Genomic DNA, 23,433 nt, shown 5'->3' with positions numbered 1-23,433 from the left:
CTAATCTTTAGGTTTATCGTATTTCCTAAACCAGCTCCAAATTTTCATTTGTATTACGCCTATAAATGCTTCCCTGAATATTCTGGTACTCATTTTTGAACTGCCTTCCGTACGGTCGGTAAAGATGATGGGTACCTCAACTACGTTAAACCCGTATTTCAAGGCTGTAAATTTCATCTCTATCTGGAAAGCATAGCCCACAAATTTAATCTTATCAAGTGGTATAGTGGCTAAAACCTTACGGCGGTAGCATTTAAATCCGGCAGTGGCATCCTGTATGTTAATGCGCGTAATCAATCTTACATACATGGAAGCAAAATAAGACATCAATACCCTGTTCATTGGCCAGTTTACTACATTAACCCCATTTACATAGCGGGAACCAATGGCTACATCGGCACCATTTACGCAAGCTGTTCTCAGGCGGATCAGATCGTCGGGGTTGTGAGAAAAATCAGCATCCATTTCAAAGATGTACTGGTATTTGGGATGCGCTAATGCCCATTTAAATCCATGTATATAGGCTGTACCTAAGCCTAATTTACCGCTGCGCTGTTCTAAGTGAAGGGCAGGATATTCTGATTGTAGTTTCTTTACAATATCAGCTGTGCCATCTGGAGAGCCGTCATCAATAATTAAGATTTCAAAAAAGTAGTTTAATGAAAAAATCTTTCTGATGATTTTTTCAATGTTCTCTTTCTCGTTGAACGTAGGAATAATAACTAGGCTATCTGACACGCAAATTAAATTATTTAGCGAAATTATGGATTCTAAACGAAAAACCCGTAGTATATGGATATACTACGGGTTAAATTATGTTAAAAATTAGAATTTCGCAGGTTTATTTTACTTCCTGCATCAGTTTTTTTACAAGCGGAGAAATTACAATCAGGATAACACCGGCAATTAAAGCATAAATGCCTAGTTGTTTGTATCCTTCTGTATAGCTCATTAGTTTCTGTAATGGCGTGTCATGTTCACTGGCTTGAGCCAGTCCTGCACCAAGTAAACCAGCAACATATTGACCATAAGCACTTGCCAGGAACCACATACCCATCATTACACCCTGTAATTTTACCGGAGATAATTTAGTCATAATAGAAAGACCGATAGGAGAAAGACAAAGCTCTCCAAAGGTCATCACCAGGTAGGCGGCGGTAAACACATCAAGTGAGGCAATACCCTGGGCATTCGCGAAAAATCTGGTCATGTAGAAAGTAAAGAAAGAACCTGCCAGAAATAAAAAGCCAAGTCCAAATTTTATAACCGTATTTGGTTCAATTTTTTTCTTTGCCAGTCCAATCCAGATTAGGCTGAATAAGAAGGCAAAAATGATCACAAAAAAGGAGTTTGCCGAGTTGTTAACACCATTTGGATCTAGTTTTATGACGCCAAGTAGGTTGTTGTTTAAGTTTCGTGCAGCGAATAGGCTTAAAGAGCCTCCGGACTGCTCAAAAAATGCCCAGAATAATATAGAGAACAGGATGAAGATTAATGCGGCAATTAATTTCTTGCGTTCTGCCCATCCATATCTGGTCATTTCAAAAATGATATATAACAATGTTACTGGGCCAATGATATACATAAACCAATCTGTATATTGTGTTTTAGCAACCATGATCATGATTACCGGGATAATGGCCAGCGAGCCTGCATATACAGCGTAATCGTACCATTTTTTGTTGGCCGCTTTGCGATGTATAACTGCGGGTTGGCTTGGTACTTTATCATCTATGCCGGTCAGTGCAACATCAGTTACTTCTTCATCATTTCCTGGAGGCAAGCCAATAGGACCTAATTTTTTTTGCGTGAAAAGGAAAGTGATCAGACTGATGGTCATTACAATTGCTGCAAGTCCAAATGCCAGGTGCCAGGAGTATTCCTTACCAATAGTTATACAGGCATAGCCCCCCAATAAAGCACCAATGTTTATACCTGCATAGAATACCGAGAAACCTGCGTCTCTACGGGCATCATCTGCTTTATATAGCTTCCCAACCATTGTAGAGATATTGGGTTTAAAAAAACCTGTACCTACAACGGTAAAACTGATCCCGAGGAAAAAGAATTGATGTGGGTCGTAGGCTAAAATGCCACTTCCGACAATCATTAAAATACCACCCCAGAATAGTGATTTTCTGAACCCGAGTATTTTATCGGCAAACAAGCCTCCAATAAAAGTAAATGCATAAACAAAGGCTTGTGTTGCACCGTATTGCAGGTTTGCATCCACATCCTTCATAAATAATTGGGTAACCATGAAGTAGGTCAGCATTCCCCGCATTCCATAGAAGCAGAAACGCTCCCACATTTCAGAAAAGAAGAGTGCCCAAAGCTGTTTTGGATATTTACCCTCAAAGTTCTGAATCTCTTCTAATGACATTTGTCTGGCCATATTAGTTTTTTATAAAATATAAATGTAAAAATAAAAGTCTTTAGAATGTGCTCTAAAGACTTTTATAAGATAGTGATTTTAAGTTTTATTTTACACCGTGCATTAACCGTTTAAGAACCGGGGTAAGCATGATGATGATGATCCCCAGACCCACCGGAATAAAGGTGAAGATCAGGAAGAAGGTACTCATCGAATATTTAGAAGTGATTTCGTCAATCATACCACCCATGGTACCGGCAATTTTATTACCAATCGCAATGGCCAGGTACCAGATACCAAACATAATGGCGATCATCCTTCCGGGTACCAGTTTACTTACATAAGATAAACCTACTGGTGAGATAAACAATTCGCCCATCGTATGGAAGAAATAAGCCAATACCAGCCAGATCATACTTACTGATGCAACTGCTGCACCTTGAGGAATGGTACTTGCTCCATAAGCCAATACTGCAAAACCAGTACCTAGCAGGATCATTCCGAAACCATTTTTATAAGTTGCAGAAGGGTTGTATTTACTTTCCCAAAGTCTAGATACCAATGGTGCAAAGCTGATGATGAACAAGGAGTTCAGGATACCAAACCAGGTGGCTGGAACTTCGGATTTCACTTCACTGTACTGGCTTTTTAGCATGTAGATTACAATAATCCAGATGATTACAAATCCTGAAGCTAAAATAATGTTACCGAGAGAGTATTTGCCAAAAGTTTTGGCGAAGAGTTTTAAAAGGACATAAGAAATGATAACCAATGGAATTACAGTAATCAAGGTGTTTACTACATTGAAGATCAATTTTGAATTGCCAACCAATACCCTTTGTGTATAATCTTTTGCAAAGATAGTCATAGAACCACCTGCCTGTTCAAATGAAGCCCAGAAGAAGATGGTAATGAAAGCCAGTACAATTACGGCAATCATTTTATCTCTTAAAACAGGTGTGTATTGAGCTATTCGTTTTACTAAGATGAATAAAAACAGGACCAGTGCAGTGATGATCATGAAGTTACTGCCTTCTAAAGTTCCTATTTTAAAGCTGAATAAATTTAAATGTGTGATTTTTGAAATCGGGTCGTTGATGATCCATGACAAGCCGATTACAGCAATTAAGCCAATTACTACCAAATCAAATTTAGAGAAGGGGTTGCGGGTTGATTCTTCCGGAGTTTCTGAAAGATCTTCTACATCATTTTTTAATGGTTTTAAACCAATTTTACCAAAAATACCTTGTGTAAAATAGAACTGTAACATTCCGATAAACATAAAGATACCGGCTAAACCGAATCCATAAGCCCATCCCCAATCTTTGTTTTCGCCAATGTATCCGCAAAGCAGCATTCCTAAAAATGCACCGGCATTTACGCCCATGTAGAAAATGGTGTAAGCACCATCTTTTTTCTCAGGGTGCTCTTTATACATTTGTGCAATGATAGAAGTCATGTTTGGTTTAAAGAAGCCGTTACCCAATACCAATAGACATAGGCCCAGATACATAAACGTATGGTCTATTTCGATCGCCATAGATAAATGTCCCAGGGTCATGAGTAAAGCACCTATAATAACTGCCCAACGGTAACCAATAATCCTGTCGGCAATGTAACCACCTAAAATAGGGGTTAAGTAAGCCAGACCGGTATATGAACCGTAGATTGCCAGCGCGTACTCTCTTGGCCATCCCCATCCTGGATTATCTCCAATTAATGAGGAGGTAAGGAATAGCACCAATAAGGCTCTCATGCCATAGTAAGAAAATCTTTCCCACATTTCTGTGAAGAACAAGACAAACAATCCCGCCGGATGTCCGATTACCTTGTTCTCGAAAAAGTTATTTGGAGTGTCCAAACTCTGTGTATTCATTTTATTTTTTTATGTGTTATATAAAGTTTAGTTAGTTGCGCAAGATAGGTACACGAAGGCAAACTCACAAATTTTAGACATGGATTGAGTTTGGATCATGACAATTAAAGTTTTTTTGGAGCTTTATTCTGCTTATCCTTTGGGTCTGCATAAAAATCATCCATAGCGTTAGGCTCATTTTTCATCTCTACATTTTCTACCAATTTGAGTCTGCCGCCAATAATTCTGTAGGCATCAAAGCTTAAGTCGGAAGCATAAAATTCAAAGTTTCCCTGCATTTCCGAAGAAAAAGGAGCGAGGTGATCAAATACGATCATATTCACCGTCCTGTCGAGGGTTAGTGTCATCGAATTTAGCTTGTTATATTCAAATACAATTCTATTCTTAACGGCTTCACCTTTTAAACCATCAAATATGGCTTTTCCAAATACCGGTTGGTCCGCTTTGTCGAAAGAAAGTATGTCGATTACTTTTTTAGAAGTCCTGGCATTGTTACCTTTCCAGCCAAGGAGTATATAATAAGGCTGTCTGCCGTTCATCACAATCGGTATGATCTGATAATATCGTGCACCATACCAGTTTTTGTTTCCGGTGATCTGATTTACATCTTTAATGTTATTGGTATCGTCAATCAGCGGGTACATTTTTAATTTTCCGTCTTTTGTAGCCATTTGTATCGTGCCAAAAAAACGGTAAGTACCATCATCATTAGGGACATACCAGGAAAAAATCCTTAAGGTATTGTCGGGAGATTTCATCACTGTGATCCTTTTTAAAGAATCGAAAGGGAAATTAAAGGATGAAGGGGTTTTTAACGCAGCAACGAGTGTTTTGATGAACAGAGCATTCGCCGTAAGACGATCCTGATCATTTGATGCATTGTAGGTTGCATTACTCATGCGCTGTAACGAGTCCTGATAAGTTTTCAGGCGCGATACATTGAGGTCAAAACTATGCTGTGCGGAAAGCTTTGTTCCTGCACAGCATAATATAAAAAGTATTATTAAAGGTTTTAAAGCCTTAATCATTTAGTTTAGGTTTTCTATGACCATTGCACTGGCACCGCCACCGCCGTTGCAAATTCCGGCTACGCCGATTTTGCCTTTGTTTTGCGATAGTACGGAAATTAAAGTAACTACAATTCTGGCCCCCGAAGCTCCCAGTGGATGTCCTAAAGAAACAGCACCACCATTTACGTTTACCTTTTCGCTATTTAACCCCAGCTCTTTATTATTTGCCAACGAAACTACAGAAAAAGCTTCATTTATTTCAAAATAATCAACATCCGCAATACTTTTGTCTGCTCTTTCAAGGGCTAACGGAATAGCTTTAGCTGGCGCTGTGGTAAACCATTCAGGTGCTTGTTGTGCATCTGCATAAGCCAGGATTTTGGCTAAAGGCTTTAATCCCAGTTCTTTTGCTTTTTCTGCGCTCATTAAAACCAGTGCTGCAGCACCATCATTTAGTGTGGAAGCATTAGCGGCTGTTACTGTACCATCTTTTTGAAAAACCGGTTTTAGTGCAGGTATTTTATCAAATTTTACAGCATAAGGCTCTTCATCTTTATTAATTAAGGTAATATCACCCTTGCGATCTTTAACTTCTATTGCAACAATTTCGCTATCAAACCTGCCTTCTGTTTGTGCAGCTTGTGATTTTTTATACGAACTGATGGCGAAAGCATCTTGTTCTTCGCGACTAAAGCCACATGTTTTTGCGCATAATTCGGCTGCGGAACCCATGTGGTAATCATTGTATACATCCCATAAACCGTCTTTAACCAGTCCGTCGGTAATCTGACCATGACCTAAACGGTAGCCATTTCTTGCTTTATCCAGGTAATAAGGTACATTACTCATGCTTTCCATACCTCCTGCTACTACGATGTCATTTTGACCTAAGGCAATGCTCTGTGCAGCAAGCATGATCGCTTTGGTTCCTGATGCACATACTTTATTGATGGTGGTAGATGGGACATCCGGTAAGCCGGCAAATTTGGCTGCCTGTGTTGCAGGAGCCTGGCCAAGGTTGGCAGATAAAACATTGCCCATATAAACTTCTTGAATATCAGCTGGTTTTATTCCTGCTTTTTCTACAGCTGCTTTAATGGCAAAACCGCCGAGTTGTGTAGCAGAAAATCCAGATAATGCGCCTCCAAAACTCCCTATTGGGGTTCGTACTGCAGATATAATTACTACTTCTTTCATTAATGTTTTTAAGTTAGTTACAAACAAAGTTAAGTAATTACCATATAAGGGTGGTTAAAATGCAGGTAATATAACTGTTAAACTCTGCCTGGGACTATAGTGATCACCATTAAAATAGGATATACTAATGAAATTATATTATTTTTGAATAGAAATCAATTTGCATCGCTTTGGCTAAAATCAGAAAAAATTCTCATAAGGTACTGTACAGGAAGTATTCATCAAATATCAAATACATTATGATGGTGCTTTCAGTGTTGATTATAACTACATTTTTACCCAAACAACCACGTTTTAGATACGAATTTGAAAAGGGCACCATCTGGAAAAATAAAGACCTGATTTCCCCATTTAGTTTTGCCATTTTAAAAACTAATCCTCAGGTTATTATAGATAAAAAAGATGCGCTTGATAATGTTTTGCCTATTTATAAGCTAAACAAAGATTTGTTTAATGTTGTGGAGGAAGCTTATTTGAACGAATTTGACGTTAAATGGCGAACCAACACTTTTCCTGAAAGTGAAAATGCAATCAATAAGCAAACCTCTGTTAAATTACTTAAAACTATATACGATAAAGGGATCGTTGCTATAAATTTAAAGCATCAGAAAGGAAATTCGGGTAATTACGACTTCTCGTTGTTAAATAATAATATCTCAAAAACCGTAAACACGCAGGATGTTTTTACGGTACAAACAGCCCTGGAGTATTTTAAAAACAATTTTAATTCAACAAATCAAAAAGAAAAGGATGTTGTGGTAAATCTGGTTGAGGACCATTTACAGCCTAATATTGTTTTTGATGAGAAATTGACCGCTGTGGTGCAGACCAGTACAGTGAATAGCTTGTCTACTACAAGAGGGATGGTACAGAAGGGGGAGCTGATTATATCTAAGGATAATGTGGTGGATGATGAGGCCTATCAGAAGTTGCTGTCATTTAAAGAGGCTTATGAGGCTCAAACCAAGACTATAGGAGATAGTACAGTGGTTTATTTTGGGCAAATCTTATTGGTTGGCTTTATTGTAAGCTTGTTGATGGTATTTCTGAGGTTATTCAGGAAAGATATTTTTGCAGATAACAGACAGTTGTCTTTGATCCTATTGGTCATTACTACTATGTTGCTGGCACTAACCTGGGCCATTAAACTAGATCTGCCTAGTATATATTACATTCCTTTTTGTATTGTCCCCATTATTATCCGTATATTATTTGATACGCGTCTTGCGCTTTACCTGCATTTGCTGGTAGTGCTCATTTCGGGTTTCTTTGTACCAAACAGTTTTGAGTTTGTGTTTTATCAGGTTACTTCGGGGATGGTCGCTATTTATAGTATCCGAAATTTGATTAAGCGGGAGCAGCTACTCTTATCTGCCTTATTTATCCTTTCTGCTTACTTTGTGGCTTTTGTTGGGATTTCCTTATTGCGTGAGGGATCTTTTGCGCAGGTAGCCTGGCTTAATTTCGTGCCGTTCATTATTAGTGTACTTCTTTCTTTATTGGCATATCCGCTTATCTATGCTTTTGAAAAGATGTTTGGTATTACTTCAGATGTGGCTTTAATTGAGTTAACAAATACCAATAATAAATTGTTAAGGGAGCTGGCTTTTAAAGCTCCGGGAACTTTTCAGCACTCCTTGCAGGTGGCGAACCTTGCCGAAGCGGCTATATTTAAAATCGGGGGGAACTCTTTATTGGTTAGGGCAGGGGCATTGTATCATGATATCGGGAAGATAGAGAACCCACAATATTTTATAGAGAACCAGAATACAGCCTTGAGTCCGCATGATAAGCTGCCTTATGAGCAAAGTGCTCAGATCATCATAAAGCACGTTCATAAAGGTATAGAAATTACGAGGAGACATCAATTACCAGAAAGTGTGATTGATTTTATCAGAACACACCATGGAAATACAAGGGTGGATTATTTTTATCAGTCGTTTTTAAAGAATTCTCCTGAAAAATTTGTTGACGAAAATATTTTTAGGTACCCCGGACCGATTCCTTTTTCTAAGGAAACAGGTGTTTTAATGTTGGCAGATTCGGTCGAAGCTGCGTCCAGAAGTCTCAAAAATCCGGATGCTCAGAGCATAAATGATCTGGTTGAACGGATCATTAGCTATAAATTGGAACAAAATCAATTAGATAATTGCGATATCACCTTAAAAGATATTGAAACTATAAAGTTGATTTTCAAGACGATGCTGATGAGCATTTATCATGTGCGAATAGATTATCAACAAACTCTGTAATTTTTTTTTGCAAACATAAATGAATTACTATATTTGCACTCCCTCAGCAAGGATATGCTGAGTAAATCGGAGGGATGCCTGAGTGGCCGAAAGGAACAGTTTGCTAAACTGTCGTACTGGTAACGGTACCGAGGGTTCGAATCCCTCTTCCTCCGCTGAAATAATAAGTTAGTCACAGTAGGATTTGTCATTTTAAAATCGTTACTTTGCACTCCCTTCGAAAAAGGGAAAAGATACCAAGTTCGGGGTGTAGCGTAGCCCGGTATCGCGCCACATTTGGGATGTGGAGGTCGTAGGTTCGAATCCTGCCACCCCGACTTTAGAGGACAAAGTGGAATAAAATCCATTTTGTCCTTTTTTATTTCCTTGTAATTCATTGATTCCCTTGTAGTTTCCCTTATTGATAACTACTCCATCTTCGGTTCGAAGTACTCTACTTTCAAGATTCGTCATCAAAGACATATTATTGTTACCCAAAGGAGGGTCGATAGATTTTAATAGGCTCTCTATCTGATAGATATAGTTTACTACCTCATTTATAGACCCGGTTCGAAGTGTTTTGTTTTCGAAAAATAATTTATCCTGAAATATCGAACTTAAAACTACATGCTTCTTTCTAATGTCCCCATCCTCATAGATGTAATCCAATCTTAGGAGATTATCTATACCTACATCCAAAAGATTTTCGAAATTGAAATCTTTATTGTTTTCCAGAGATGTTAGCTTAACTGTTAACCGTTCTAATCTATTCCCGTAATCAGATTTCATTTCCCTAAAATCATCCGGTTCGATCTGTTGCGAGAGGAGAAGTTCCCTGGCATATGCTACCCTGCCCTCTAGCTCTTTGATCTGTTTTAACAGCATCTTTTTATCTTCGTCTTGCTTGCCAAACTTATCTCCCCATGACTCTTCAATTAATCTTTTATAAACAGGTATCATTTCTTCGGAAGGAATATATTTCCGTAATTCATCCATCAGTTGATCATTTACTACTTCAGCCCTCAACCTGAATTTACAGCTATCGTAACAGTGGTAATAGGAATAGTATTTATTCCTGCCTTTTGAAGCACTTCCTGTTAAAACCTTTCCACAATCGGGGCAAATAAGAAATCCCCTTAATGGCAAGGATTCATCTGCGACGACTTTCAGCCGATAATTACGCTTTCTGCCATCAAGCACATCTTGTACTTCATAAAAAAGCGCTTCGGAAATTATAGGTTCATGAAGGGCCTTTGCAAAACAGCTTTCTTCATCTTTATACTTGGGGACAAAAATCTTTCCACAGTAAACGGGGTTTCTGATAGCGAAATAAAACAAACTCCTGGTCTTGGTTAATCCTTTTGCTTTTGCTTCCTTAAATAACTGCTCCGCATTATATACCCCTTTAGCCAGTTCTTCAAAAACCCACCTGAGAATACTTGCTTGAGGCTCTTTAGGCGAAATATATTTCCTGCCTGCTTCATCTATTTTATTCGTGTAGCCTAATGGAGCAAGCCCCATATAACGCCCTTCTTTCCTAGCCCTTCGCATCCCAACAATCACATTCAATGCCCGCCTGTCATTCTCCACTTCTGGCGCTGCGAGGTAGAATGCAAGCATCATTTTATTTTCGGGGATAGAGAGATCCAGTGGCTGCTCAATTGCTTGCGGTTCCACGCCTAATTTGCGCAATGTATTAATCATTTGGTAAGCATCTCCTGCATTACGGCTAAACCTATCCCATTTCAAAAATAATATAAGGTCCGACTTTCCCTTTTGCCTACGCAGATCGACTAGGTATTTTTTCCATTCGGGACGGTTGAATGTTTTGGCTGAATGATCCTCAAAGATTACATTCCTGATCGAAATATTATTTATGTTGCAATACTTGCGTAACAGCTCTTCCTGCCCACGTTGAGAATACCCTTTATCCGCTTGTTCGTCTGTGGATACCCTGATGTATAAATCTGCTATTGACATAATAGGTGTAATTAATTTGATAAACAAAATGAGCCCATCAGATATAAAATAAGAATCCTACTCCTCAAGATAATTTGACACTACAATGTTTGCCATTTCTCTTAAGAATGCTAATATTAATGCTGCCTGTTCCAGGGTAATCTCTTTACCTTGTTTACATAGCATTTTTCGAACCTCTTCAGGTTTTAATTTTTCATTTTGCACATCTCTCCAATTTTCAATCCCACAAATCCCGTGCAACGGTTTACTATTATATTGCTAAACTAAGAAAAAAGTTTGTATAAAAATAATATTAAGTAAACTTGTTTTAGAATAGACACGAATTTTAACTATGTTTGTACCTGGAAGAGGAAGTAGAATGTAATCTCTAGCTATTATCCGCAATAAGACAAAGGGGAATAAAACTGTTTTGAATGAAACAAGCCTACAAGGTAACCTACAAACTACTTTTCAATGAACAATTGAAGAAAGTATCTTATCTGGGCGTACTCACGCACCCTTTGTATATACAGATCACCTATAAAAGAAAAACCACCAATATCAAGAGTAGCTATTTTGATATCCTTGCAAGTTCACTGTTTCATAGTTATCAATTAAAACAAATAAAGATTCCTTCTATCGAAAAAATTATCATACTGGAGCGTGAATTGATAGATTTCACTATTGAAAAATTAGCTGAAGGCTTTTCTTTGGAATCATTCAGAAATGCATATGAATTTTATGGAACGAACATTTGTGATGAATTAGAAAAGGGATTCAGGGTTTATCTCTTTATGCATTTTAATGAAAAGGGGCTTGGAAACCTCGGAAAATCAATTGCTGAAGGGAGCGAGCAAAGAAACTTATATCTAGTCCTCCAGGAAATGAAAAAGGCGATAAAACCGGAAATTTATAACCTATTAATCAAAAACTCTTTCTCTGCTAACCAGCCCTTTTTACCTCTTTATGATTTTTTCTTACAGAGTAATATGAAAGTGCCTTTCATTAATATAATGCAATTCCAGAAACCATCAATTCAATCTTCCTTCAATGATTTCATAAATTCAAAATACAATAAGGCTGATTGTGACAGGATAAATAAAGGACTTAATTTCTGGCTAGATCAGTTAGAGAATTATGCAAATATCTAAAAGCAATTTCCCAAATAAAGTCAAATAATGGATTTCAACTCTCTAATTTCAAACCTTTCAAAGTCGATGCTTATATACTAAATGTGAATACTTCATTTTCTTTAGAAATTGAGATTCCAGGCAGCAGTACCATGAATAGTGATATTCGTTGATATCAAAACCTAGGTAACTGAACCTAAACAATTCTAACTGTAACAAATAGTTGCTTTTACCTAACTTTGATCTGATACCAAGATTAAAAAGTTACCTCATTGTCATTATGCAAAGATCTTATGATTCCTTATTTCATTTCACTACAAACATAGATGTCCTTATTTCTATATTGAAGAAAAAATTCAAGGGAAGCTATTGTAGGGAAGAATTTAGATATGGAGATCAGACCATTGAGCAGTTTGTACCAAAAATATCTTTTTGCGATATTCCGGAGGGTACTTTGGATATATATAAGAATTATGGTGGTTATGCTATCGGGCTAAGTAAGGAATGGGCCAAAAGCAAAGGACTAAATCCCGTGCTTTATGTGGAAAGCCATTCACTGTTAGCTAAATCGTTGATCGATGCTTATAACGGTAACAGGCGTGCTTTGGATTTTCTTGGCGCAACTGCTGAAGCAATATGGGCATCGTGGAGGCGATCGGAAGACGATGTTCTGAAATCCCCCATAAAGATTGATCTCCAACAAGCTGAGGAATCCTACCAACACGTTAAGGATACACTCATGGCGGTCAATTATAACCAATATTCGCTTTGCTATATAAAACCCTACGAAGCTGATTTGGAGAGGCAAGAGGGATTAATTGAAAATTATCGCTTTTATGATGAGCGAGAGTGGTGCTTTGTTCCAGATTTTAAAATATTCCTTGAAAAATATAATATTGTTCGTCCTCAGTACCTTGAGTGGCGTGGCAATGGGAATTCCAAACCATTGTTGGATGAATTGATGTTGGATTTCGAGTATGACGATGTTTCCGAACTGTTAGTGGCAAGCGTAGAGGATCTGGAGGATCTTTCCGATATGATAGACACACTACCTGACGAATATTTTAAAGAAACCCTTGGTAAAAGTAGATTAAAATCGAAAATTAGAATTTCTGATTAGTAATACTTTTAGGCAGTTAAAAGATTGCTAGTGGAGTAGGCCAATTCGAACGCAGATAAAAAGATATTTATCTGCTGTTCGGAAGTTTCCCAAAGAGTGAGTGGTACCTGTCAAATCTATATAATAACTGTTGGGAGAATCTGTAACAGGTTAGGGGTACACCTTGAAAAGAAAAGATGCTTAAAGCCTTAATATTCACCTTACCTTGTCCTTACTTTCATTTTGTTTATTTTCCATTTCTTATTCGTTTTGATAAGTGCTACGCCCCATCCTGATTCTCCTCCCTTTCCTCGACCGAAATTCCAAATAAAGTATAGGTATGCTTTTTTATTATCTTTAGTGTACAAAATAGTAGAAAAAGAAAGTTTTTTATTCATAATTCTATGTTCTTGTAGTGCACAAGGATACAAGTCTCCATAGTCAACAGAATCGATATTTTTAGGTAGAAAATTCACACAATACTTACTACTTGTCCATGAACATCTATTATCAATATTGTTGCCGTCATCTGGAATTTCCACGAGATCAGTTTTAGTCAAAGACGGTTCATCAATGAATTTCGCAAACCAGTTGATAATATCAAATTTGTCAAATGATCTAACGTAATTAATATTTAGTATATAGTCGTCTTTAACCAGCGTCTCTGTAGTGTCAAGCTCTGGATTTTCAATATCTATAGGATATTTTTGATGAATATGATCCATAATAAGTGATGTTCTTGTATATAAACTATCAGCAACAGTTTTATAAATATCACACTTTGTTTGAGCGTATATATTGCTGATGCCTGCTAGAGTGATTACTGTAATCAGAGTTTTCTTCATAATATTTTTTTTACACCCAAAGTTGACGAGACGTTGTCATCAGTGGCATTTTCAGGTATTCGAGAAGGAATATTTGAAAAGCCATTAGTTTTTGTATGTGCTTCCTCAATTAGAAAATCTGTAAATAATGGCCCCATTTATCCGGCTGAATGCCAATTAGATAAATGGGGCCAAAGTAACCAGATTTTCCAGTCATTACTAAATCATTAATAATCGCAGGAATTAGAAATACAATATAACGTCCGGGTTTCAATTCAATTTATAATCTGGAAGTTAAATCCGCCTATGTATAACCGTGTCAACTAATGATCTTAGTTTTGCTTTATCAATAACTGATTTTCCTTTTTTGTCCTGAAAATCTCTTAATGAATAGTAACTCCATTCTTCGGGGGGATAATCTACAATTATATGAACAGACGCAAATATCCCTAAGCCTTTTATGTAATAGAACTCATAAATATTATCATCAGCAAAGGTAAGGTTGGGATAAACTTGAAATACTTGATAAGAAAAAATGCAGGAGTCAATTGAAACTGTTTTTGATTCTGAATAGAAAAGACGTATTGTATCCGATAGAATCACCAAATCTGGATCTAAACGGTATTCGGAATATTTATTAGTATCCTTACGATCTGTTCTATTTATCATGCTATCTAAAACATGATTTTGTAACTCTTTCCATAAATATGGAATTACAATTGTACTATCACTCAATCTATGATCTTCTATTCTATTGATTCTTTTTATTGGATCTACAAATCTCCATAGACTTTTTTGGGGAACACTTTTTGACGAGAATAAACTGCAAAGTGATAACAAAAATACAGATAAAGTGTTCATTGATTTGTCTTTACGATGAAATCATTTTGTTATTTCTAAATATTCGCTCCAGGCATTTCGAACGGCAGATAAATATTTTTTATCTGCCGTTCGTGATTGAAAATCAATCATGTTTAATTTTTTTTCATGTAATGCGGCACAGGTCAAACAATGATAAGTTAGATAGGTTACCAATTAAAAATAACTTTTTCCACTAGCTTCTTTAAGAGGTCTTTCTTTACAATGGATTTCTTATCCTTTGTAAAGAGATCAATCAAATAATATCGACTCCATTCCTCATAATCCATTTCTACATTTTTATGTATAGCTCCAAATACGCCAAATCCTTTCATAAAATATATTGCGTAAATATTTTCATCTGCGTAATGGACCTTTGGATAAACTTGAAACTCATAATAAGTAAAAATACAAGAGTCTAAGGTTATCTTTCTTTTGTTGGCATACATCAATTTCATGCTGTCAGGTAAAGTGTAGAGAACTATGTCTGGCCATTCTTCAGTTTGTCCTTTAGATCTTTTATCCATAATGGAATCATAAATTTTTCCTTTTTCAATCATGCTATCCAATATTTTATTTGGAACTCCTTCCCAAATAAAAGGAAGCAAAGCATTTTCTTTATCCCATTTAGCCTCTTTAACTAGTTTGTTTTTTGCTTCAGGATTAATTACTCCCCAATTAGATTTAGTTGGTAAATTTGAAGAAGTATACAAACTACATAGGGCAAATGCCAATGAAAATAAATTATACATAAGTTGAAATTTTAAAAAATGAAGATATTATTTTTTTATTTGACCATCAGTACCTCTACCACCATCTAACATTTTCTTGATGTTTTCAATAGACATACCGCTTCCTCCATTTGTTTTTAAAAGAATTTTCTGTGCATTTATTAGAGTCGGTAATCCTTTCTTTTCCATGAAAGATCCATTAAAAACGTCATCTGAATGGTCACCATATCCAAATGTAAATTTACTTACATTGCTGAAATACTTCTTTTCGTTTATCATCCCATGTAGAAATGTTTCATGGGTAACCTTTGCAACGTTATACATGGTCTCATCATTTTCGTCGGAATATTTTTGAACAAATTTAAATGCTCTTGGAAAAACAAAAGAGGTTTTTAACCTTCCTCCATCTTTTTTCCCAAAAGTCCCTTTAGTATAATCAGAAGATGTGGCGGCCCCTCCATTATCTTGTTTTATATCACCTAAAGTATAATTTACATCTACACCTCCCTGACTAGATTTACCTTCCTCTGTAGCTTGAATATTTAAATCACAAACAATCTCACCTTGTAATGAAAAACCTGCTTGTGCATGGTCAAGCAAATATGCCTTCCCATTATCTGTTGAAGCGAAGATTTCAAAAGCTTTAACAGCTTTGGGGTTCACAAAGCTACCATCTTTGTTTTTTTCATATAATCCGGCAACATTGACACTGTCTCCTAATACATCAGTAAACAATACTGGATTATTTTCCATAGCCGCATAAGGTGAAATAGAAGTATTGGTAGCTGCTTTCGGATCAATTGAATTAAATCTACCTAACTGCGGATCAAGCCCCCTAAAAAAAGTCTCATAGGTCTCCAACCCAAAATGCTTTTCAAGAGTTATCCCCTGATATTTATACGGATTCGCCGCCACCCCAGTATTCGTAAACATATTCACCGTCAACCCAAACGGATAATAATGATCCTCCTCCGTCACCTCACTGGTGTACATATTCAGCGACAGGTTATCGAACCATACATCCTTTCCAATACTCTGGTTATCGATATAAACGATGAGCGTACCCACCCCCGGCGATACAATACCCGGATCGCTAACCGTACCCCAGCTGCTGCTACTGTTGCCATCCATAGGTGTGAGTACATTCCAGTTATTGGGCAGCTGTGCTACCTGTACCGATCCGCTCAGGTCGGCCTGCAGCTGCATCTTATCATTAAACCAAAGATAGTTTAAATGTGCTTTCGGTGCGTCCTTGTTATTGTTCTGGTTAATGATCTGGTCTACCTGTCCTGCCAGTGCAGGGTTTGCAAAAATGCTCCGTATCATGGCCTGGTTGTCGGGCAGCTTTTCTACCGGCATGCCTTTGGGGCCTATGGTGCTGCCACGCAGCAAAGTACCCATCAGCGATTCCATCATTTCGTTGGGCGATACCGGTGCATCGTGCTGGCCGTAATCGCCGTCATAAAAAGCATTCACATTAATGGTGAAACGGTCGCCCGGATTGGTCTGCAGCATAATAGCAGTGCCGATGCGCCTGTCCAGCTCCGCACCATTCAGCCTGGCCGCCATATCATCGGGGTCGGTGCTGCCGGGTTTGGTATCGCGTACAGCGGTGATGTTGTCGAAGATCAGGTTCTCTATGTTTGCCGTCGATATATTGTGCATGGCAAGATAGGGGTAGGCATTGGGCTTCGAGTTGATAGTGCTGCGCACATTACCCAAATGGTCCTTCACAAAATAATCATACACAAATTTGGTCTGCCACTCCCCATCCGGTACCGCAGCATATTCGGCATGCCCTGCGGCTATCGGCCTGGCGCGGCCTTCGTCGTTGAGTATATATTGCAGCTCCCTGTTCTTATACACAAAGTTGCCCACGTAATCCCATTGCTCCGTGGCTGCCGTCACTGCATCCACCATTACTTTGCGTATCCTGTTACCCGCAGCATCATAGGTATAGTTAATGGTGCCTTTGCCATCCACGGTGATCCTGCTTGGCTTGTTGAGGTGGTTGTACCTGATGGCGCTAATCTTCTTGTTGAGGTCCCAGACCAGGTTACCGTTCTTGTCATATCGGTATTCCTCTACCGTATTGGCATTGTTGTTGCCATCGTCCTTGAAGTCAGGCAGTGCAGCCGTTACAGCAGGTGCAACCCCGTCCTTCACATTAAAGAGCTGGTTGCTGCCAGGTGCATACTTATAGGCCAGTATATCCATTGGTATGGACGAGGCAGCTCCCGGCAGCCTTCCCATCTGGTTCATGGTAAGGATATTGCCGTTCAGGTCGTAGGTAATATTGGATGCCGTAAAATCCACACCGCCTGTCTTGTTCCAGCCACCGTTATACTGGTTAAACTCTGCATGTGTCAGGCGGTTCAGGTTATCGTAGGTATAACCATAGGCCCTTTTCACATGGTCTTTTCCCCACCAGGTAATACCTGCAATATTGCCGTTATACAGCCTGCTGGCAAAACCATTGTGGTAATACAGGTTTTCGTTGAAAACCGTATCCTGGTTATATTTGCGGAAGGCAATATGGTTCATCATACCGCCCATATTGTATTCCTGCAGGTTCAGCCCCGCAGTCCACTGTTTCAGGGTATTGCGGCCCAGGTGGTCGTATTCGTAACCGGAGAGTTCATAATCGGGCCCGTCATTGATCTTTTGGGTATGCTTCTTTACCAGGTCGTTGCCTTTGCCGCCTATACCGAAATTACGCTCAAAGGTATTGACAACCGTATAGTCGTAATAAATACCGTCGTTGGTGCCGGGTATCGCCACGGCAGAGGTATCGTGGTGCCTTAATTTATTCTTGTAAAGCTGCCCCTGGAAGTAATAGACATGGCTGTTAACGTCAAATCCGCCAATAATATTCGTTTCATTGGTCTGTATCGGCCTTGCCTTGGCATCATAATAAACGGCCTTATACATCCATTGGCCCGTAAGCCCTGTCTGCGGGTCGAGTACGCGCAGCGCCGATTTGGTAGGCAAGCCCCTGGCGATATAAGTTACATTCGATGGCACCGCCAGTACATTATTGGCAGGGATCATATCGGTAAACTCACCTGCAATAAAGCCGGGCATATCATCGCCATAATGGTCGTAATTGGTATAGCTCAGCATATCACAGTTAGCGATGCTCACCGGGCTCACATCTATCATATCATACTGTTTCAGGTAATAAAAGAGCGAAGGCATACTATAGCTCTGTGTACCATCCATAATGGCCTGTAGCGTTACCCTTGTCTCCGGCGTTCCGGCTATGCCGTAAATACCGGTCCATAAGGGGCGGTCCATGGCATCGTATCCGGTAAACTGCCATTTATTGATTTGCCTGAGGTTGCCGTCCTGCGAAAATACCATCCGGTCCCTTTTGTCATACACAAAATATTCTACGTCCTTGCCGGGTATCTTCTTTTCAATCACCCTGCCACGGTAGTCATACACATAGGAAAAACAGAGACCATCCATTACCTGTTGGGTAATAGCTGTCCAGGTAAAGTTTCCGGTAGTGCCGGTGGGTTTAACTGCTTCGGGTGGCAGCACGCAGCGTACCCTTCCCAGGTCGTCATACACATAAATGGTATAGGCATAGTCCGAAGGCCGGGTAGCACCCCAAGCATTCTGGGTAAGGTTTACCATTTTCATCACCACCTTGCCCTGCTTGTCTTTTACCTCCATCGAGCTTTTCCCATCTGCATCCGTCACAATAGTAATGTGCAATTGTCCCTGTGCATACTGCCCTGTGTTTACAGGCAATGCACCCGGAGTATTGGCAATGGTCCAGATAGGGAACCCGCCTGTAAGCACATATACATTCAGGCCGTTGTTATAAGACCAGTTGGTATTGGTTATATAATTATAGGTCGTGCCTTTACTACTGCCCACACCACCGCCACCTGGCGGCATGCTTTTTATGATCCTGCCCAATGGCGAAGGTTCGAAGACTGTCTGATTAAAGGGTTGTTCATCATTACCCGCCTCTTCATAGAACTTCCGCATCTGTGTGCTGTCGTTAAATTTGATGGTGCCATAAGAACCATTAAACACCAGTGGCCCCGTTGGCCCTGCAAAGGGCTGGTACTGGTAGGTTTCCCTGCCCATACTGTCATATACATATACGCCTACCAGGTCGTTGCCGCGCGCATGTGCCTTGCGGCCCACGGTTTGCAGCGGCCTTCCCAGTCCGTCCACATAATCGGTAGCCTGCCGGTAATAATTACTGCCGGAAGGTATATTGGATAAAGGCTGGTCGGGTATGAAGGTCCTTACATAATTGAACTGTCCGGTATTGACCAGGTTTTTGATACCCGGATATAGTACGGCAGGGTTGCTGCCCACCGTAACCGGGATATTGGCCGTAGGCGCCACCTGCGCATTTACATCAGAGGTTACTAAAGAGAAAGCCAGGGTTGCAACCAGCGCTATATTTAAAAAGGGATTGTTGTTGTTCATGGTCTAGTTATTAGTGCCCTGGTATTGATAAGAAGTTGATTTGATAAGGTTGCCCTGCTCGTCTTTTACGCTTTTCAGCCTGCCATAGGCATCATATTCATAAAAGCTGGTGGCTATCTGTTCGTTCACCACTGCCGTAACCCTGTTGCTGTTATCGTACACATTGCCCTGGAATACGCTGCCTGTAGGCAATGCCACCAGGTTGTCTATAAATGCAGTGCCGGAAATGACCAATGTTGTAAAATAACCAAATGGGTGGGTATCCGATGCGTCTATATGCCGGGTATACAGCGTCCAGCTGCCATTCGTCCGCCCCGTACTTTGCATGGGTAGGTTGTTGACCTTTACATCGCCGTTATAGGCCGCCCATACATACACATCCACACCGCCATCGGCATAAAAATCGGGGCAGGTAACAGGGCCGCCATGCAGGTCATAAAAGTAATTACCTGCAAAGGCGCCATAAGGGCTGCGGCTGCTTTCGGTCCAGGTATATTCACCCGGGTATTCAAAAGAGGTAAAGGCAAAGGCTGCATTTCCTTTAGGTACCATAGCCGTGGCAATCGGTAATCCCTTTGCTTTGTTCCAGATATACTTCCGGTATTTGTTGCCCCGCATCTCTATGCTTAAAGGGTTCGTGGCATCGTCGTATTGCAATACCTTTATTTCTGTTTCAGGGTCGCTGTTCAGTAACGACTGGCGCATACTGTCCACCAATAGCTTGCTGCCATCGAAACGGGTATAGCTGTATTGCTGGCTCAGCAGTTGTGCGTCCTTAAACTGTTTGGTACCCAGCGGCATGGTAATCCGGTTGCTGCTAACCATCTGCGCTATCGGGTTTGCATTGATGACGGTATTGGTTTCCGGCACATCGGTGGCATAATAGTTCTTCTGGATGTTCACGCTTCCGTCACTGTTACCGCTCCTTACAACAATAGGTTGCAGGTTATAGTCCCCGTATTTATAGTCATGCCACTCCGTAATTTTATTGTTGGCATTGTTCAGGTCATAGGTAATGGTAGAATCCGCATCGAGGTAAAGCCGGTTGCCTATGGCAATGTCATAAACACCCACAATTGGCGGCGCAAACCCCTGCTGTATTACCAGCGCTACATCGTACGATGTGGCAGAACATTTCATGGCCTGTATCGGATGCGAAAATGCGGTGCCGTTCGACAGGCTTACACCGGTATCATTCCACTTCTGGATCTTTACGGCAGCCGGCACAAAGCCGCTTCCGGTGTACTTATCCATAACCGTCTTTTCCTCATTACCCCTCGAGGTAGCAAAATCCAGCGGCGGCGCCAGCGGGAACCCGGTAGGGTAAGAGGGTATCGTACGGCAGGAGTAATAATGTTCCGTACGGTAGGTAACCCCATTGTCCGATACCTCTTCCATTACTTTGGGGTATACAATGCTGTTTGAAACATTCCCTTGGCCCGGCATATTGAAGCTGCCGTTGCGTACAATCCATTGGCCATTCTGTGAAACTTCCCAAAATGAATTACGGGCATTACCAATATACACGCCATAGGAAGAATCCGTTACAGGATCATGGTAACGGAACCTCCGTTTCTGGGTCATCTTGGAATAGGGGTCAAGGGTGGTAATCGATTTTACCCTCACACCTGCAAGCCCGTAATTGGGGAAAGGGGCATTGGGGTCTGGTACATTGTAACTTACATTAAAGTAGACAAATTGCCCGCCCGGCGGCTCCCCTTCTGCTGCATTAGCCGTAGGGGGAATATAGCCGTTATTGTTATAGGTCATGGTATAATTGCCATTGGGAAGGTAAACCCCAAAGGCACCGCCTGCCTGCCAGGAGCCACTATAAGAGCCACCGGCAACCCCGGGTATATTGGACGTTTTGCTGAGCGTATAATATGGGGTTCCATACACAGCATTGTTACTTCCCGGTGTGGGGTTAGGCGCATTGGGATAGCAGCTGATGGTTGCAATAACGCCCCCCTGGTTATTATTCAGGGTCGCATTCGGTGGTACATTGATGGTGAAGGATTTAGTAACCATATTGCCGATTGTACTAGAGCCCGGCTCCGGCAACTGTATCATCTGGTCAACGGTCATTAACTGCTCCTGTGGCAGGGAAGCCTGCTCTACCGGGGAAGCCGTCGTATTGGGCTCATATTCATAGTTGACCGTACCGCCTGTTGGCAGCCGGATAGCGGTTAAGATACCTGCAACAGTCCGGTCGAAATTCGGTTTCCGGTTGGCCCCCGCAAGCAATATATTGGTACCGGTAACATAGGGCGGTATCAGCGAACCCTCAAAAGTATTATAATTGGCGTAACCCCACCAGTCCTTGGCAAAAGAAAGCCTGGCCGGCATAGGGGTCTGGTTATAGCTAAAGGCATGCCTTATGGGTAAAGGGTTCGATTCGGAATTACCATATTCGGATATACTGTCCAGGCGCAGCGATTTTGTAATAAGCGTACTGTTTGCCGCCACCGGCATGGGCCCTATAGGGTAAGTACGGTCAAAATAACTGTGGTGCAGCACAAAGAGGTCCTGTACTTCATTGCTGCCATTTTTGATAACAATCTTGGAAAGGGCTTTGTTGCCCGCAGGCAGGTCCTGCCGGTCTGCCGTTTCATCTATAAAATCTACCGAAAAATTCGTGCCTCTTATCTTCGATAGCTTTGCCTGTCCGCCAATGGTGGTATTGCTGAACGACAATACCGGATAACGGAAGGCACCGCTGCGGGTCTCATAATCAATATTGGCGCCTGTTGTCCAGTAGCTGCTCAGCTGCCCCACATAGTCCAGCATCAGCGAATCGGTCTTGTCGGCATTAATAATTTTAGTCAGCTTCCAGGAAGTGGGTATTTCAGGGCCTGCCGGCGCAATACTGGGCGAAAACCCTACATTGCGTACCTGGCTCCTCGACGTTTCCCTGGCAGAAAAAATATAGGTATTGCCATCATCGGTTACAATGGTAAATGCCGAATTGGGCATATTGCTCCGGTCAAAGGTAATATTGAGGTGCGATGACTCATCAATGCACACAAACTTTGCCGGAACATCATCATATACAAATTTGCCGGAATAGGCACCGAAAGAAAAATAGAAGATATCCGGTTCTACATCCCAGGTGCCGTTCATGGCATCTACCCAAAGCTGCTGGTCTGCATAAGTACCCATTCCATTATTGTACTTTTGTACATATTCCCACATTTTCAATGGTTTGTTGAGGTAACCGGTGGTGCCCAAAGCCCCCTCATCAGCGCCCCCTCGCATTTCCCTGCTGATCTCTCCGCCACATATTAAAGAAAAGCCTAATCCATATGCCGTCGCCTGGTCGTCCACCTTCACGCCACCGGCTGCATGGTACGAAAGCGTGACCGGAATGGAGATGCCTTTGCCCGAAGCCGTATAGATCGGTATGCTTACCTGGGGTGTCCCTGTAAACAAGTTGACCGGATAGTCCTGGTACTTCATCAGCTGCGCCGACTCCGGTGAGGGGGAAAGATAGCTGTTCATGGTCTTCAGGTACAAATCGGTGGGCGCAGCCGTCTGGGCAAAACTTCCTATTGCAGACCCTGAAAGCAATAGCAAAGGCAAGATGTTGTTTCTCATAGGGTATTATTATTCATTTTTCTATTCTTAATAGTTATGTGTTTTATTCGGTGGTGATCGCCGTTTTGTTGCTCTGTAAGCCTCCTGTAAATAGG

13 protein-coding genes, 2 tRNA genes and 1 pseudogene are annotated in these 23,433 nt (G+C 40.6%); 5 read left to right on the top strand and 11 right to left on the bottom strand.

Annotated elements, in window-relative coordinates; all coding sequences use genetic code 11:
- From P0Y49_14320 to P0Y49_14300, 5 genes are all read right to left on the bottom strand, one after another.
- Nucleotides 1-738, bottom strand: coding sequence for a polyprenol monophosphomannose synthase (locus P0Y49_14320; GenBank protein ID WEK17969.1), 738 nt, complete (start codon nucleotides 736-738; stop codon nucleotides 1-3).
- A 103-nt stretch (nucleotides 739-841) separates the two neighbouring features.
- Nucleotides 842-2,395 carry a peptide MFS transporter gene (locus P0Y49_14315; GenBank protein ID WEK17968.1) on the bottom strand — a complete coding sequence of 518 codons (1,554 nt, stop codon included), beginning with the start codon at nucleotides 2,393-2,395 and terminating at the stop codon, nucleotides 842-844.
- Nucleotides 2,396-2,480: 85 nt separating this feature from the next.
- Nucleotides 2,481-4,250, bottom strand: a complete 1,770-nt coding sequence (locus P0Y49_14310; protein ID WEK17967.1) for a peptide MFS transporter — start codon at nucleotides 4,248-4,250, stop codon at nucleotides 2,481-2,483.
- Between the two features lie 104 nt (nucleotides 4,251-4,354).
- Complete coding sequence (locus tag P0Y49_14305; protein ID WEK17966.1) at nucleotides 4,355-5,278, bottom strand: hypothetical protein; 924 nt, start codon at nucleotides 5,276-5,278, stop codon at nucleotides 4,355-4,357.
- On the bottom strand, nucleotides 5,279-6,457 hold the full coding sequence (locus P0Y49_14300; protein ID WEK17965.1) for an acetyl-CoA C-acyltransferase: 1,179 nt from the start codon (nucleotides 6,455-6,457) through the stop codon (nucleotides 5,279-5,281). It abuts the gene before it with no gap.
- 242 nt (nucleotides 6,458-6,699) lie between these two features.
- On the opposite strand from P0Y49_14300, the gene P0Y49_14295 reads away from it, so the two are divergent.
- The 3 genes from P0Y49_14295 to P0Y49_14285 all read left to right on the top strand — a co-directional run bounded on the left by P0Y49_14295 (nucleotide 6,700) and on the right by P0Y49_14285 (nucleotide 9,026).
- Nucleotides 6,700-8,709, top strand: coding sequence for an HDIG domain-containing protein (locus tag P0Y49_14295; protein ID WEK21800.1), 2,010 nt, complete (start codon nucleotides 6,700-6,702; stop codon nucleotides 8,707-8,709).
- A 68-nt stretch (nucleotides 8,710-8,777) separates the two neighbouring features.
- Nucleotides 8,778-8,864 (top strand) — tRNA-Ser (locus tag P0Y49_14290).
- Nucleotides 8,865-8,952: 88 nt separating this feature from the next.
- Nucleotides 8,953-9,026 (top strand) — tRNA-Pro (locus tag P0Y49_14285).
- Nucleotides 9,027-9,684: 658 nt separating this feature from the next.
- On the opposite strand, the pseudogene P0Y49_14280 reads toward P0Y49_14285, so the two are convergent.
- Nucleotides 9,685-10,668: pseudogene (locus tag P0Y49_14280) on the bottom strand (recombinase family protein).
- Nucleotides 10,669-11,081: 413 nt separating this feature from the next.
- Between P0Y49_14280 and P0Y49_14275 the strand changes: the two are divergent.
- Together P0Y49_14275 and P0Y49_14270 are read left to right on the top strand one after the other, a co-directional pair.
- Entirely contained in the window at nucleotides 11,082-11,798 is a 717-nt protein-coding gene (locus tag P0Y49_14275; protein ID WEK17964.1) for a hypothetical protein, read from the top strand.
- A gap of 259 nt (nucleotides 11,799-12,057) precedes the next feature.
- Nucleotides 12,058-12,897, top strand: a complete 840-nt coding sequence (locus tag P0Y49_14270) for an abortive infection system antitoxin AbiGi family protein (GenBank protein WEK17963.1) — start codon at nucleotides 12,058-12,060, stop codon at nucleotides 12,895-12,897.
- Nucleotides 12,898-13,097: 200 nt separating this feature from the next.
- Here P0Y49_14270 and P0Y49_14265 read toward each other — a convergent pair whose 3' ends face one another.
- The 5 genes from P0Y49_14265 to P0Y49_14245 all read right to left on the bottom strand — a co-directional run bounded on the left by P0Y49_14265 (nucleotide 13,098) and on the right by P0Y49_14245 (nucleotide 23,338).
- Nucleotides 13,098-13,721, bottom strand: coding sequence for a hypothetical protein (locus P0Y49_14265; protein ID WEK17962.1), 624 nt, complete (start codon nucleotides 13,719-13,721; stop codon nucleotides 13,098-13,100).
- 273 nt (nucleotides 13,722-13,994) lie between these two features.
- The gene (locus tag P0Y49_14260; GenBank protein WEK17961.1) at nucleotides 13,995-14,561 is read right to left on the bottom strand and encodes a hypothetical protein; all 567 of its coding nucleotides are present in this window, start codon (nucleotides 14,559-14,561) and stop codon (nucleotides 13,995-13,997) included.
- 167 nt (nucleotides 14,562-14,728) lie between these two features.
- Nucleotides 14,729-15,310: a hypothetical protein gene (locus P0Y49_14255; protein ID WEK17960.1), complete on the bottom strand. Its 582-nt coding sequence runs from the start codon at nucleotides 15,308-15,310 to the stop codon at nucleotides 14,729-14,731.
- Nucleotides 15,311-15,337: 27 nt separating this feature from the next.
- The gene (locus P0Y49_14250) at nucleotides 15,338-19,744 is read right to left on the bottom strand and encodes a DUF6443 domain-containing protein (protein ID WEK17959.1); all 4,407 of its coding nucleotides are present in this window, start codon (nucleotides 19,742-19,744) and stop codon (nucleotides 15,338-15,340) included.
- 3 nt (nucleotides 19,745-19,747) lie between these two features.
- Nucleotides 19,748-23,338: a YD repeat-containing protein gene (locus P0Y49_14245; GenBank protein ID WEK17958.1), complete on the bottom strand. Its 3,591-nt coding sequence runs from the start codon at nucleotides 23,336-23,338 to the stop codon at nucleotides 19,748-19,750.
- Nucleotides 23,339-23,433 lie beyond the last annotated feature (95 nt).

The organism is Candidatus Pedobacter colombiensis, from assembly GCA_029202485.1.
Lineage (GTDB): Bacteria > Bacteroidota > Bacteroidia > Sphingobacteriales > Sphingobacteriaceae > Pedobacter > Pedobacter colombiensis.
This window is presented reverse-complemented; position numbering and strand designations above follow the sequence as displayed.